The sequence below is a fragment of the Delftia sp. WSY_22 genome, assembly GCF_043104185.1.
In the GTDB taxonomy this organism is placed as follows: Bacteria; Pseudomonadota; Gammaproteobacteria; order Burkholderiales; family Burkholderiaceae_C; genus Comamonas; species Comamonas tsuruhatensis.
Genome location: NZ_JBICKN010000053.1, coordinates 23,563 through 36,575 on the forward strand (window position 1 = coordinate 23,563; position 13,013 = coordinate 36,575).

11 protein-coding genes are annotated in these 13,013 nt (G+C 68.4%); 7 read left to right on the forward strand and 4 right to left on the reverse strand.

Annotated features, from left to right (window positions below):
* Positions 1 to 168 precede the first annotated feature (168 nt).
* The 5 genes from ACF8NF_RS22800 to ACF8NF_RS22820 all read left to right on the forward strand — a co-directional run bounded on the left by ACF8NF_RS22800 (position 169) and on the right by ACF8NF_RS22820 (position 6,465).
* Entirely contained in the window at positions 169 to 1,977 is a 1,809-nt protein-coding gene (locus ACF8NF_RS22800; protein WP_047468446.1) for a glutamine--tRNA ligase/YqeY domain fusion protein, read from the forward strand.
* Between the two features lie 127 nt (positions 1,978 to 2,104).
* Entirely contained in the window at positions 2,105 to 2,821 is a 717-nt protein-coding gene (locus tag ACF8NF_RS22805) for a class I SAM-dependent methyltransferase (RefSeq protein ID WP_047325724.1), read from the forward strand.
* Between the two features lie 56 nt (positions 2,822 to 2,877).
* Positions 2,878 to 3,195 carry a DUF2322 family protein gene (locus tag ACF8NF_RS22810; protein WP_392451312.1) on the forward strand — a complete coding sequence of 106 codons (318 nt, stop codon included), beginning with the start codon at positions 2,878 to 2,880 and terminating at the stop codon, positions 3,193 to 3,195.
* A 161-nt stretch (positions 3,196 to 3,356) separates the two neighbouring features.
* Entirely contained in the window at positions 3,357 to 5,489 is a 2,133-nt protein-coding gene (locus ACF8NF_RS22815; protein WP_392451313.1) for a DUF3300 domain-containing protein, read from the forward strand.
* Positions 5,490 to 5,583: 94 nt separating this feature from the next.
* Complete coding sequence (locus ACF8NF_RS22820; RefSeq protein WP_016450475.1) at positions 5,584 to 6,465, forward strand: peptidoglycan DD-metalloendopeptidase family protein; 882 nt, start codon at positions 5,584 to 5,586, stop codon at positions 6,463 to 6,465.
* A 24-nt stretch (positions 6,466 to 6,489) separates the two neighbouring features.
* Here ACF8NF_RS22820 and ACF8NF_RS22825 read toward each other — a convergent pair whose 3' ends face one another.
* A complete protein-coding gene (locus ACF8NF_RS22825; RefSeq protein ID WP_016453889.1) occupies positions 6,490 to 7,068 on the reverse strand; it encodes a DUF2242 domain-containing protein in 579 nt (192 codons plus the stop codon).
* A 330-nt stretch (positions 7,069 to 7,398) separates the two neighbouring features.
* Between ACF8NF_RS22825 and ACF8NF_RS22830 the strand changes: the two genes are divergently transcribed.
* Entirely contained in the window at positions 7,399 to 8,241 is an 843-nt protein-coding gene (locus tag ACF8NF_RS22830) for an META and DUF4377 domain-containing protein (RefSeq protein WP_016450473.1), read from the forward strand.
* A 64-nt stretch (positions 8,242 to 8,305) separates the two neighbouring features.
* Here the strand turns inward: ACF8NF_RS22830 and cls are convergent, their stop codons facing one another.
* On the reverse strand, positions 8,306 to 9,757 hold the full coding sequence (gene cls / locus ACF8NF_RS22835) for a cardiolipin synthase (RefSeq protein ID WP_074923119.1): 1,452 nt from the start codon (positions 9,755 to 9,757) through the stop codon (positions 8,306 to 8,308).
* Between the two features lie 356 nt (positions 9,758 to 10,113).
* Positions 10,114 to 10,461 carry a hypothetical protein gene (locus ACF8NF_RS22840; protein WP_012204400.1) on the reverse strand — a complete coding sequence of 116 codons (348 nt, stop codon included), beginning with the start codon at positions 10,459 to 10,461 and terminating at the stop codon, positions 10,114 to 10,116.
* Positions 10,462 to 10,551: 90 nt separating this feature from the next.
* On the opposite strand from ACF8NF_RS22840, the gene ACF8NF_RS22845 reads away from it, so the two are divergent.
* Positions 10,552 to 11,925 (forward strand): MFS transporter, encoded by a 1,374-nt coding sequence (locus ACF8NF_RS22845; protein ID WP_016450471.1) that lies wholly within the window; start codon positions 10,552 to 10,554, stop codon positions 11,923 to 11,925.
* Here the strand turns inward: ACF8NF_RS22845 and ACF8NF_RS22850 are convergent.
* Positions 11,922 to 12,920 (reverse strand): diaminopimelate dehydrogenase, encoded by a 999-nt coding sequence (locus ACF8NF_RS22850; RefSeq protein WP_074923130.1) that lies wholly within the window; start codon positions 12,918 to 12,920, stop codon positions 11,922 to 11,924. The two genes, ACF8NF_RS22845 and ACF8NF_RS22850, sit on opposite strands and share 4 nt — an antisense overlap.
* Between the last annotated feature and the right edge of the window lie 93 nt (positions 12,921 to 13,013).

A 13,013-nucleotide genomic window follows, 5' to 3' on the forward strand; every position in this document is an offset into this window, starting at 1 on the left:
CTTTGGCACAGGGGGACGGCATACGCCCTGCATTCTCAACGCGCGACAGGGGTCTACGGATGGCAGGCTTTTATACAAGTTTGTTTCCAAATGCCTCAACCCTTGGCTGGCGCGGCTGTCCGAAAGCCGTCCGGAGCGGGTCGGCAGGCGCGCGCCTACAATGCTGCGATGAGCTCTGCTGACGCCTCCCCCATCTCCAAAGATCCGGTCAAACCGAGTAACTTTCTGCGCCAAATCATCGAGGCCGACCTGGCCAACGGTACCTACGCCCAGCGCCGCTGGGGTGGAAGCCCCGGTGATGGCGACCACCACAACCAGGGCCAGGTGGACGTGGCGAAGATCCGCACACGCTTCCCGCCCGAGCCCAACGGCTACCTGCACGTGGGCCACGCCAAGGCCATCTGCCTGAACTTCGGCCTGGCGCGCGACTACCAAGGCGCCTGCCACCTGCGCTTCGACGACACCAATCCCGAGAAGGAAGACCAGGAGTACGTGGACAGCATCATCGATGCCGTCCATTGGCTGGGCTTCGGCTGGAAGGAAGCCGACGGTCACGAGAACCTGTACTTCGCCAGCAACTACTTCGACTTCATGTACCGCGCGGCCGAGTACCTGATCGAGCAGGGCCTGGCCTATGTGGACGAGCAAAGCGCCGACGACATGAAGGCCAACCGCGGCGATTTCTCGCGCCCCGGCGTGGACAGCCCGTTCCGCAGCCGCACGGTGGCCGAGAACCTGGCGCGCTTTCGCGAAATGCGCGACGGCAAGCTGCCCGATGGCGCTGCCGTGCTGCGCGCAAAGATCGACATGGCATCGCCCAACATCAATCTGCGCGATCCCGCCATCTACCGCGTGCGCCATGCCGAGCACCACAACACCGGCAACCAGTGGTGCATCTACCCGATGTACACCTTCGCCCATCCCATCGAGGACGCGCTGGAGCACATCACCCACAGCATCTGCACGCTGGAGTTCGAGGACCAGCGCCCGTTCTACGACTGGCTGCTGGACCACCTGCGCGCAGGCGGCCTGATCGCTGCCCCGCAGCCGCGCCAGTACGAGTTCTCGCGCCTGCACCTGACCTATGTGATCACCAGCAAGCGCAAGCTCAAGCACCTGGTGGACAACGGCATCGTCAGCGGCTGGGACGATCCGCGCATGCCCACCATCGTCGGCCTGCGCCGCCGTGGCTACACGCCGCAGAGCATCCAGGCCTTCTGCGAGCGCATCGGCGTGACCAAGGACTACGCCTGGATCGACTACTCCACGCTGGAAGGCTGCCTGCGCGAAGACCTGGAGAACCAGGCCCATCGCGGCATGGTGGCCCTGGACCCGCTGAAGCTGGAGCTGACCAACTGGGCCGAGGTCTTCGGCAGCGCCGAGCACCTGGAAGCCTGCGAGCTGCCTGCCCTGCCCCACGCCGCCGAAGGCCAGCAGGTGCCGGTGCGCCGCTTCACGCTGGGCCGCGAGGTGTGGATCGAGCGCGAGGACTTCGCCGAAGTGCCGCCCAAGGGCTACAAGCGCCTTTTCCCCGGCAACAAGGTGCGCCTGAAGGGCGGCTACGTGATCGAGTGCACGGGATGCGAGAAGGATGCCGAGGGCAACGTCACCAAGGTGCTGGCCACCGTGGTGCCCGACACCAAGAGCGGCACGCCGGGCGCCGACAGCGTCAAGGTCAAGGCCGCCATCACCTGGGTGGGCGCGGCCGACGGCGTGCAGGCCGAAGTGCGCCTGTACGACCGCCTGTTCACCGACCCGCAGCCCGATGCGGGCGGCAAGGACTTCCTGGCCCTGCTCAACCCGGACAGCCTCAAGGTCGTGACGGCCTACGTGGAGCCGTCGCTGGCCCAGGCACAGCCTGACGACAAGTTCCAGTTCGAGCGCTTCGGCTACTTCGTGGCCGACCGCAAGGACCACGCACCGGGCAAGCCCGTGTTCAACCGCGCAACGGGTCTCAAGGACTCCTGGGGCAAGTAGGCGCACGGCCCGCTGGCGGGCACCTGCACCGCTCCCCCGAAGATGGCCCACCATCCTGCTTTGCAGGGGTGGGCCATCGCACATCGGCGCTTTTGCAGTGACCATGGCCTCAGCACAATTCCAGGCCATGAACCAAGCCTTGCCACAGGCGGCTTCCGCCGCCAAGTTCGACACCTCCCGCGCGGCCGAGTACGAGACGCAAAGCCGCATCGCCCTGGCCGGCTACGACGCCTGCCACGAGCTGGCGGCCTGCCTGCTGGCAGCCAGCCTGGATGCCGGGCCGAAGTCCGTGCTGATTGGCGGCGCCGGTGGCACGGGCCAGGAAATCCTGGCCACGGCGCGGCTCAGGCCGCAGTGGACATTCACGGCCGCCGACCCTTCGGCCCCCATGCTGGACCAGACCATGGACCGCATCGCAGCCGCCGGCCTGTCGGCCCAGGTGCGTGCAGCACCCTGTGCGGTGGAAGACCTGCCCGCCGGCACGGTGTTCGACGCGGCCACGCTGATCGGCGTGCTGCACCACATTCCTGACGATGCGGACAAGCTCAGGCTGCTGCAGGCCCTGTCGGCCAGGCTGGCGCCGGGTGCGCCCTTCATCCTGGCCTGCAATCGCCATCGCTACGACAGCGAGCCGCTGTTTCTCGAAGCCTGGGCCATGCGCTGGCGCATGGCAGGCGCGGACGAGGCCGCCGTCCATGCGAAACTCGGCAAGATCCGGCAGGGCGCGGTTCCACCCGCCTCGGAAGAGGCAGTGGAGCAGATGCTGGCCCAGGCCGGCTTCGTTCAGGCCAAGCGCTTTTTCTCCAGCCTGTTCTGGTGTGCGTGGATTGCCGCCAAGGCCTGATCGTCCCGAGCCGATCGTTCTTTCTCCGCCTTCCTTTCTTTGATTTGCCTTTCAGCATGAACTTCTCCGCACGCCTTCAGCAACTGCCCACCGTCACCCACCTCGCCGCGCTGCAGCTGGCCGATGCCCAGGGCCAGGTCGTGGCCACCATCGAGAACAAGCCCGGCCAGACCGGCTCCCTGGCCGTGTACCACGCGCTGGCCGCCCTCTACGGCGGCAGCATCACGCCGGCCGCCGCCGAACTGGGCCTGGAGTGGTATGCCGAGCACACGCAGGACGCCATCGCCTTCCCCGGCAAGCACCCCAACATCGACCGCCTGCTGGCCTGGTCCAAGGGCGCCGAGAGCTACCAGGCCCACCTGCTCGCGGCTTGATCGCAGCCTGATTCCGCCTGGGTAAACACCGCGTCACAGAAGTTGCGCGGACTGGGGGCATCGGCTGACACGCCGGTGTCAACGCAGCGTGCACTTTGGCGTTCAAATGACATGTGCCTTGCCGCTTCGGCGCGCAAGGCGTTCCTGCCCAGGAGAACGCAATGCCGCAATCCGCCGTGCCCAGAGCACGCACCATGGCCCCCTCAGCTTCCCACGCCGGCGCCCTGCGCCTGAGCGTGCTGGGCCTGGCCGCCGCCCTGGCGCTGAGCGCCTGCAACGAATCCCAGGACAAGCCCCCGCAGGCCGCCAGCGCGCCGCTGCCGCCTGCCACCGAAAGCGCCCAGCCCGTCGCCACGCCCGTGGCCTATGTGCCGCCGTCGGCCGAGACGCTCTACCAGATGGTGGCGCCCATTGCGCTGTACCCCGACAAGCTTGTGGCCCAGGTGCTGGCCGCCTCCACCTATCCCGACCAGGTCGGCGCCGCCGAGGTCTGGCTGGGGCAGAACCCGGGCCTCAAGCCCCAGGAACTGCAGGACGCCGTCAACGGCCAGGACTGGGACCCGTCGGTCAAGTCCCTGGCCCAGTTTCCCAACGTGCTGGCGCAGCTGTCTTCCAACATTCCCTGGACCACGGCCCTGGGCAGGGCCTACTACAACGATCCGGCCGACGTGATGAACGCCATCCAGGTGATGCGCCAGCGCGCCTACAAGGCCGGTACGCTCAAGGACTCCAGCCGGCTCAAGGTGGCCGTGGCCGCGGCCGATGCCCCGCCGCGCGATCCCCAGCCAGCGCCCCAGGACATGGGCGAGCCCCTGTCGTCCATGCTGCCGGTGCCGGTGATCGATGCGCCCTCGCAGTTCATCGAGATCACTCCCGCCCAGCCCGACACCGTCTACGTGCCGCAGTACGACCCGGGCGTGGTCTATGGCGAGCCGGTGCCGATGTACGGCGGATACCGCCCCATCGTGGCGCCGCAACCCGTGTATGTGGGCAGTTCGGCCGCGCCCGTGGTGGCGGGGCTGATCGGCTTCGGCGCAGGCGTGATCCTGGCCGAGTCCGTGGACCGCCGCCCCTGGGGCTGGAACTCCTGGGGCATGCGCTGGGGCGAGCCCGGCTACCGCTGGCACCGCAACGAGCCGCCGCCACCGCCCTCGCGCCGGCCAGCCGTGATCTACAACAACAACACCTATGTGACGCGCTCGACCACGGTGGTGCAGAACATCCGCAACACGCAGATCAACAACGGTGGCAACGTCACCCACATCGCGAACAACCCGCACGTCGAGCCCCGCCCTGCCGGCAACCCGCCCAACCCGCCACAGGGCGGCGATCCGCGCCCGGGCGGCATGGCCGCGGCGGCCCTGGCCGGCGCCGCCGGCATGGCAGGCGCGGCCGCCGCAGCGCATGGCGGCATGCCGCAGCGGCTGGGCCTGAGGCCACCGCAGGGCGGCCCGCCGGCGTCTTCCCAAGGCATGCTGCCGCCCGGCGCCACGCAAGGATCTGCCCGGCATGACGGCGCCGATCGCGGCCGCCCGGGCCTGCGGCCCGATGACCGGCCGCAGGCAGCGTTGCAGCCCAGGATGAACCCGGTGCCGGCCTCGCAGCCGGGCCAGTTCGGCAAGTGGCCGCAGACTCCGCATTCGACCCAGGCTGCAGGGGTGCAGCGCCCGCCAGCCGCCCTGCCCGCTGCCGCCATGCCGGGCGAGCGGGGCCGCGATTCCCGCGTGCCTTCGTGGTCGTCTGCCGCCGCGCAGCAGGGCATGCGGCAGCAGGACCGGCAGGACCGCGACCGTTCCATGGCCGATGCCGCGCGCATGCGCCAGCAGCAGCAACAGCAGATGGAGATGCAGACCGCCCGCCTGCGTGGCGAGGAGCAGTCGCGGCAGCAACAGCAACAGCAACAACGGCAGCAACAACAGGCCCAGCGCCAGGCACAGATGCAGATGCAGGTGCAGGCCAGGGACCAGGCCCGCGAACAGGCGCAGATGCAGGCCCGCCAGCAGCAGTTGCAGCAACAACAGCAACAGCAACAAGCCCGTGCGCAGGAGCAGATGCAGGCCAGAATGCAGGCCCAACAACAGGCGCAGCAGCAAGCGCAACGACAGGCCCAGATGCAGGAGCGTCAGGCGCAGCAGCAACGCATGCAGCTCCAGCAGGCACAGCAGGCCCAGGCGCGCGCCCAGCAGCAGCAGGCCCGCGCGCAGCAGGAGCAGCGCCAACAGCAGCAGCGCATGGCCAACGCATCCCGCCCGCAGGAACGGCGCGGCGGACGTGACGAACGCCGGGACCGCTGAACGGCCCGGCAGAGGTTTGGCTTGGCGCACGCTTGGCGGACAATGGGGCGATCGATAACGGCCCCATGCCGGCGCCAAGCCCGCCGCTTCATCCATGCAGATACCGACGACGAATCCCCGCTCCCGCCGACTGTTCGTGCAATCCCTGTGCGCCTCGGGCGCGGGCCTGATCCTTCCCTCCTGGGCCGCCAAGGCCGCAGCGCCCTCCAGCGAATCCCCCTGGCCCCATGACAGCCGCGTGCCCGGCGGCGTGGCCCGCCTGTCGCTGGGGCCCGCATCCCAGCGGCCCCAGGTACTGGCCGGCGACGTGCCCGTGCTGGTGGTGGGCGACATGATCGAATGGACGGCCGTGGTCGGCATTGCGCTGTCGGCCGCACCTGGCACCCACAGCGTGACCGTGAAGGGCGAAGGCGCAGCGCGCTCCCTGGCCTACGAGGTGCGTGACAAGAAGTACACCGAGCAGCGCCTGAAGGTCTCGCCCAAGACCGTGGACCTGTCGCCCGAGGACGATGCGCGCTACCAGCGTGAGCGCGCCCACCAGCAAACCATCATGGCGCTGTTCACCGAGCCGCCCGCACGCCCCGGCGACCTGCGCATGCGCCAGCCCGTGCCGGGCCGGCGCAGCAGCAGCTTCGGCCTGCGCCGCGTGTTCAACGGCCAGCCGCGCAATCCGCACAGCGGCATGGACATCGCGGCAGCCACCGGCACCAACGTCGTCGCGCCGCTGCCGGGCAAGGTGGTGGACGTGGGCGACTATTTCTTCAACGGCGGCACCGTGTGGCTGGACCACGGCGGTGGCCTGCTGAGCATGTACTGCCACCTGAGCAGCGTGCAGTGCAAGCTGGGCGATCAGCTGGACACGGGAGAGGCCTTCTGCAAGGTCGGCGCCACGGGCCGCGTCACCGGCCCGCACCTGCACTGGGGCGTGATGCTCAACCGCAGCATGGTGGACCCGGCGCTGTTCCTGGCGGCGTGAACGGAGCTGTGGCGCCCGCCGGCGTCAGTGGTCGGCCGAGGGAATGCTGTTCTGCGGCGCCACCGGCGTGGGCACGGCGATGGAGTCGCGGTCCTGCGCCAGGTAGCGCGAGACCAGCTCGAAGAAGCTGTCGTAGAAGCCGCTCTTGGCAATCGTCTCGCTGCCCACCTTGACCATGGAGTCGCTGCCCGAGGAGAACGGCAGCGACACGGACCCCAGCGCACCCACGCCCAGGCTGGCCGAGTTGGCGCTCTTCTTCAGGGTATAGCGGTCCTGCAGCGCCGTGACAAAGCCGATGCTGACCTGGCCGTCGGCGGTCTCCGGCACGCAGACCACGCGGATGTTCATCTGCAGGTTCAGCTCCGGGTCGGGCTGGAAGCTCTTGCTGCCTTCTATGAGTTCGGCCGTGCGCGCCATGGCGATGTAGCCCTGGCTCAGCAGCGCGCGGCGCGCCGCCTCGCAGGTCTGGGCCGGCGAGGCATCGAACATGCGCGAGAAGGTCTCGGTGGAGCCGAAGCTCTCCTGCACCGGCACATGCTGGGGAATCGTCGAGCCGCAGCCCGCCAGCACCATGATGACGGCCAAAGCCCCTGCGCAGCGCATGCCACGCACCCTGTTTGCTGCACTCCAACGTCGATACACGAACCTGCTCCTTGCTCCGGTGCCGCTGCCTGCGGATGGCATGGCGGCTGGCCGCCTATTCTCACCCGAGCGCAATGCAATGGCCGGCAACTTTGCAGCAATCGGTTTTTCCGTCTGCATCAAATAGATGCAAACGAATGTGAATAGCGCCCCGTTCTGACAAGCGCCGCCGCGCATCTGCGTTATGGTGCCCCGGTTCGGCCAGGGCCGGTGCGGCTCATGCCGCACCCGGGCTGCCCAAGCCTGCCGCCGCTGCGCCTGTACCTGTACCCATCAACCAAGGAACTCAACATGAAGCCAAGCTGGACCTGGTGCCTGCCCGTGATCGTCACCATGGGGCTCGGCGCCTGCAGCCATATCGACAAGGGCGGCAACGCCGAAGACGGCGCCAAGCCCCAGGTGTCGGCTCCTGCCGGCCCGCCCGGTGACGCCCAATCGCTGACCGCCTACCACTGGAGTCTTCGCCAGGCCTTCACGCCCCAGGGCACCGAAGACCAGAGCTGGTTCCTGACGGCCGCCTCGCGCAAGCGGCCCCTGCAACTGGAGTTCGCCGACCAGCGCCTGGCCGTCAAGAACCTGTGCAACGTCGTGACCACGGGCTACCGCACCGAAGGCAACCGCATCGCCACCCAGCGCGCCGCCAGCACGCTGATGGCCTGCGATGACGACCAGCTGATGGCGCTGGAGCAAAAGGTGGCCCGCATCCTGCCCACGGCCAAGCAATGGTCCGTGCAACTGGGCGAAGGCAAGCAGCCTGCGCGCCTGACGCTCACCTTCATCGACGGCACGCGCTGGCAGCTCGACGGCTCGCCCACGGCCCAGACCCAGTACGGCAGCGCAGGCGAACGCATCTTCCTGGAAGTGGCGCCCCAGCGCACGGCCTGCAACCACCCGCTGATCAAGGACTTCCAGTGCCTGCGCGTGCGCGAGATCCGCTACGGCGACAACGGCGTGAAGACCTCCACCGGCGAGTGGGAGAACTTCTACAGCGAGATCGAGGGCTACAAGCACGAGCCCGGCATCCGCAACGTGCTGCGCATCCAGCGCTACAAGCGCCAGAACGTGCCGGCCGACGCATCGGCCTACGCCTATGTGCTGGACATGGTGGTCGAGAGCGAGCGCGTGGGCCGCTGAGCGCGCCTGCTGCCCCACAGCCCTGAAGGCCTGCACTGCGCAGGCCTTTTTTGTGGGCTGCGCCTCACAGCACCGGACTGAGCATCGCCAGCAGGTTGTTCCAGATGCGCCGGCCCCAGGGCCAGGCGTGGACCTGGGCGGCGGTGATGCGGTCGGACTGGCGGATGTAGTCGGCCTGGCGCCGGCGGATGGCCTGGGTCACGGCCTCGTCCTGCAGCAGCACATTGTTCTCGAAGTTCAGGTCGAAGCTGCGCAGGTCCAGGTTGGTGGAGCCCAGCAAAGCCACCTGCCCGTCCACGCACAGGGTCTTGGCATGCAGCAGGCCGGGGCGGAATTCATGGAGCATGACGCCGGCACGCAGCAGGTAGCGGTAGGTGCTGCGGCTGGCCGCGCCCACGATCCACGAATCGTTGCGCGCGGGCAGGATGAGACTGACCTGCACGCCGCGCCAGGCGGCGGCGCACAGGGCCTCGAGCACCGTGGCGTCGGGAATGAAGTAAGGGGTGGAGATCACGACCTCGTGCCGTGCGCTGGCCAGCAGCGTGGACACGAGCTGCGAGGTGGAGCGGGGCCGCTCGGCCGGGCCTTCGGCAATGACGACGGCGGCAAAGCCGCCTGCAGGCCGGTCGGGCAGACCGTTTGCGGACCGGACAGCCAACGGCATGGGAGGAACCTGGGCGACGCTGCGTGCCTGCGCCCAGTCGCTGGCGAACACCTGCTGCATCTGCGCCACCACCGGACCCTGCATGCGCAGCATGACATCGACCCAGGGCGCATAGCGGGCCTTGACGGCAAAGGCTTCATCCGCGCAGTTCTGGCTGCCGCAGTAGGTGATGCGCTGGTCGATCACGGTGATCTTGCGGTGGTTGCGCAGGTCCAGGCGGCTGGTGAACATCACGCGGATCGGATGGCTGGTGGGCAGGGCCACGGCCAGTTGCACGCCCGCCTGGGCCATCTGCTGCCAGAGGTCGGTGCGCAGCAGCGCGCGCGAGCCCAGGCCGTCCACCATGGCGCGGCAGACCACGCCACGCCGTGCCGCGCGCACCAGCGCCTGGGCCACGGCCGTGCCCGTGTGATCAGCCAGCCAGATGTAGTACAGCACGTTGATTTCATGCTGGGCGGCGTCCATGTCGGCCAGCATGCGGGCGCGGGCCTCGGCGCCATCGGCCATGAGCTGCGCGGTGTGGCCCGGCTGCGCGGCAAAGCGGTTGATGGAGGCCGCATAGCCGAAGGCAGCCTGCCACTGCGGGGCGATGCCCGCTATCGGCACGGCGGCGCCGTGGTCCATGGCAGCGCCTGCGGCGAAGTCCTGCACCTTGCGGTACCGGGCCCGGCCGCGGCGGCGCAGCGTGACTTCGCCAAACAGGTAGTACAGCGCGCAACTGACGTAGGGCAGCAGCACGATGACGGTGAGCCAGCCCATGCGAACGTCGGGGCGCACATCGTCACGCAAAAGGATGCGCAGGCCGAAACCCGCGATGAGCAGCAGATGCAATGCGATAAGCAGCCAGGTCATGCGGCCAGCATAGCGGCGGCATTGCGGACCTGTTTCTCAGGCGCGCAATGTTTCACGGGGGCACGGGCCTTGATCTGCGGCGGGCGGCTACCCCCCCGGCCATGGATACAGGAACAGAATTCCACGAAAAACCTGAATCATGACGAAAGTACACGCACACATCCCACGGAACTTTTCCGTTGGATGAAGAAAATGACGATGGCGTGACGGTTATGCCCAGCGACTGTGGGCCTGCCTGTGGACAAGCTTCGGGACAACCCGTGTTTGCGGCGCCAGCCTTGGCTTTGCCGGTGGCGCTCAAAAAACAGGCATGTTGCGCCGCCGCCGCAATGTTTCACGCAGCACCGGCAGGGTTCTCAGCGAAAGCGGAAACGGCCTTCGACGAACATGGAGGACCGGTGGCCGCCCTCGCTGGCCGGATCGGCAAAGGACCAGAAGGCCTGCACCGTTCCCTGCGCCGTGTCTATGACTTGGCTGACGGTGAAACCGGTTTTCTCGATCCAGTTGAGGAAGTGCAGGCTGTCGCTGACCTGCAGGTAGCTGAGCCGTTCGCAGCCGTCGGACACATGGCCCAGGGAATCGACCACATGCCAGACCATCTGGCCCTGCGGCGTGTACCGCACATCAGCCTTGCTATCGGGGAAATCGATGACCGCTTCGCGCCCGATCAAGGTGCCGGCGTATTGCATGGACAACATGGACATGGTGTGTTGCTCCTCTGATGCGGGGTTCTGGCCTGACCCGTGATGGCATGTTCACGCGCCGCGTCCCCGCTGTTTGTGGGAGCAGGCCGCATGCCTTCGTCGGCAGCATGGCGCAGGCGGTTCGGCCTGCAGGGCGGCGGCATTTCGCAGATACTGCGCGTGCTCTGCCACGGACTTCCGATCTTGCCCTCCTCCCCGCTTCCCCCCACTTCGGCCGACAGCCCCGCTGCCGGCCTGCGCAACAGCGCCTTCGTCCCTTTCGTCATGGCGCGCATGCTGTCCATGTTCGCCCAGCAGATGCAGGCCGTGGTCGTCGCCTGGCAGGTCTACGACCTGACGCGCGACCCCATGTCCCTGGCCTATGTGGGACTGGCCCAGTTCCTGCCCATGCTGGCGCTGCTGATTCCGGCAGGCGACCTCAGCGACCGCATGAGCCGCAAGCGCCTGCTGTCGGGCAGCTGGGCCGTGGCGGCGCTGTGCTCCCTGCTGCTGCTGTGGCTGTCCTGGCACGAGGGCGCTGCCGCGCACGATGTGCACTGGATCTACGCCGTGCTGGTGCTGTTCGGCTGCAGCCGCGCCTTCACGGGGCCGGCCCTGCAAAGCCTGCTGCCGCAAATCGTGCCGCGCGAGCAGCTGGCACAGGCGCTGGCCACCAACAGCATGCTGATGCGCACGGCCGCCATCGCGGCGCCCGTGCTGGGCGGCCTGCTCTACGCCTGGGGCGGCGCCGTGCTGACCTATGCGGTCTGCGGCGTGTCCCTGGTGCTGGCCGTGCTGCTGCTGGGCACGGTGCCCGTGCGCTATGCCGAAGCCATGGCGCCGGCCGGCGGCTCGCTGTGGCTGCGCTTTGGCGAAGGCATCCACTTCATCCGCACGCGCCCCATCATCCTGGGCACGATTTCGCTGGACCTGTTCGCCGTGCTGCTGGGCGGCGTGGTGGCCCTGCTGCCCGTGTACGCGCACGAGGTGCTCAAGGTCGGGCCCGAAGGCCTGGGCCTGCTGCGCTCGTCCATGACCGTGGGCGAGGTGGCCATGGGCCTGTGGCTGTCGGCCCGGCCCATACAGCGCCATGTGGGCCGCGTGATGTTCGCCGCCGTGGCCATCTTCGGCGTTGCCAACCTGGTGTTTGCGCTGTCGCACTGGTTCTGGCTGTCCATGGCCGCCCTGATGCTGGCGGGCGCGGCCGACATGGTGAGCGTGTACATCCGCTCGGCCCTGGTGCAGTTTTCCACGCCCGACTCCATGCGCGGGCGCGTGAACGCGGTGAACATGCTGTTCATCGGCTCGTCCAACGAACTGGGCGAGTTCCGTGCCGGCACCAGCGCCGCCTGGCTGGGCGCGGTGCCCGCTGCCGTGGTGGGCAGCCTGTGCACGCTGGGCGTGGTCGGCAGCTGGATGACCCTGTTCAAGCCGCTGCGCGACGTGGACCGGCTGGAAGACGCGGCCCGCGTGGGCCAGGGCTAAAGCAGCTCGGCGCGCAGCTGCTGCGCAGTTTTGGGCGACAGCAGGCCGGGCGCGACGTCAAAGACGGTCCTGCAGCCCGTCTGCCCCGATTGCTGCAGCCGGTGCACGGCGCGCGCGTAGGCCACGAGCACGCTGGCCGTGAACTCCGGGTTGCTGTCCAGCTGCAGCCGGTATTCGATGGAATGGCGCAGCCCATCGGAGCTGCTGCCGCTGCGGATGACGAAGCCGCCATGCGGCATGGCCGCATGGTCACGGGCCAGCTCCTGCGCGCTGATGAAGTGCACCGTGGTGTCGTACTCGTCGAAGTAATGCGGCATGCCGGTGATGGCCTGGCGCACGCCGTCGGCATCGGCCCCATGCTCCAGCACCACAAAGCACTCGCGCCGGTGCCGCTCGCGCGCAGACAGTTCGGGCCGCACGCCGCTGCGCACGCGCTGCACGGCCTCGTCCACGGGAATGGTGTACTGCACGCCGCCGGCCACGCCGGGAATGCGGCGGATGGCGTCGGAGTGCCCCTGGCTCAGGCCCTTGCCCCAGAAGGTGTAGGTGGCGCCATCGGGCAGCAGGGCCTCGCCCATGAGGCGCTGCAGGGAGAACATGCCCGGGTCCCAGCCGGCCGAGATCAGCGCCGTGGTGCCCGCCGCGCGGGCCGCCGCGTCGACCAGCTCGAAATGCCCGGGAATGCGCGCATGCGTGTCAAAGCTGTCCACCAGGCTGAAATGTGCGGCCAGCGCGGGGGACTGCTGCGGCAGGTCGTCCTTGGAGCCGCCGCACAGCACCAGCACGTCGATGCCTGCGCGATGGGCCAGCAGGCTGTCCATGCCGTGCACGGGCGTGCCGGGCTGCAGCGGACGCAGCTGCGCCGGATCGCGGCGGGTGTAGATGCCGGCCAGCACCATGTCGGGGTTGCGGGCAATGGCCGCCTCCACGCCACGGCCCAGGTTGCCGTGGCCGACGATGGCGATGCGGATGGGAGCGGTGCTGCGATGGTCCATGCGGTGCGGTGCCTTTGCGATGAGGTTCAAAAACTGCGGCTCGAAAATGAGGTTCATGCGCCAGCGCAGAACCAGGCGCGATCTTGCATCGCC

What these genes read in the sequence shown, in the direction of transcription:
- ACF8NF_RS22810 (WP_392451312.1), top strand. Translation starts at nt 2,878, where the DNA reads ATGAACTTCTCCGCACGCCTTCAGCAACTGCCCACCGTCACCCACCTC.
- ACF8NF_RS22840 (WP_012204400.1), bottom strand. Translation starts at nt 10,461, where the DNA reads ATGTCCATGTTGTCCATGCAATACGCCGGCACCTTGATCGGGCGCGAA.
- cls (WP_074923119.1), bottom strand. Translation starts at nt 9,757, where the DNA reads ATGACCTGGCTGCTTATCGCATTGCATCTGCTGCTCATCGCGGGTTTC.
- ACF8NF_RS22830 (WP_016450473.1), top strand. Translation starts at nt 7,399, where the DNA reads ATGAAGCCAAGCTGGACCTGGTGCCTGCCCGTGATCGTCACCATGGGG.
- ACF8NF_RS22800 (WP_047468446.1), top strand. Translation starts at nt 169, where the DNA reads ATGAGCTCTGCTGACGCCTCCCCCATCTCCAAAGATCCGGTCAAACCG.
- ACF8NF_RS22820 (WP_016450475.1), top strand. Translation starts at nt 5,584, where the DNA reads ATGCAGATACCGACGACGAATCCCCGCTCCCGCCGACTGTTCGTGCAA.
- ACF8NF_RS22805 (WP_047325724.1), top strand. Translation starts at nt 2,105, where the DNA reads ATGAACCAAGCCTTGCCACAGGCGGCTTCCGCCGCCAAGTTCGACACC.
- ACF8NF_RS22825 (WP_016453889.1), bottom strand. Translation starts at nt 7,068, where the DNA reads ATGCGCTGCGCAGGGGCTTTGGCCGTCATCATGGTGCTGGCGGGCTGC.
- ACF8NF_RS22845 (WP_016450471.1), top strand. Translation starts at nt 10,552, where the DNA reads ATGCCTTCGTCGGCAGCATGGCGCAGGCGGTTCGGCCTGCAGGGCGGC.
- ACF8NF_RS22850 (WP_074923130.1), bottom strand. Translation starts at nt 12,920, where the DNA reads ATGGACCATCGCAGCACCGCTCCCATCCGCATCGCCATCGTCGGCCAC.
- ACF8NF_RS22815 (WP_392451313.1), top strand. Translation starts at nt 3,357, where the DNA reads ATGCCGCAATCCGCCGTGCCCAGAGCACGCACCATGGCCCCCTCAGCT.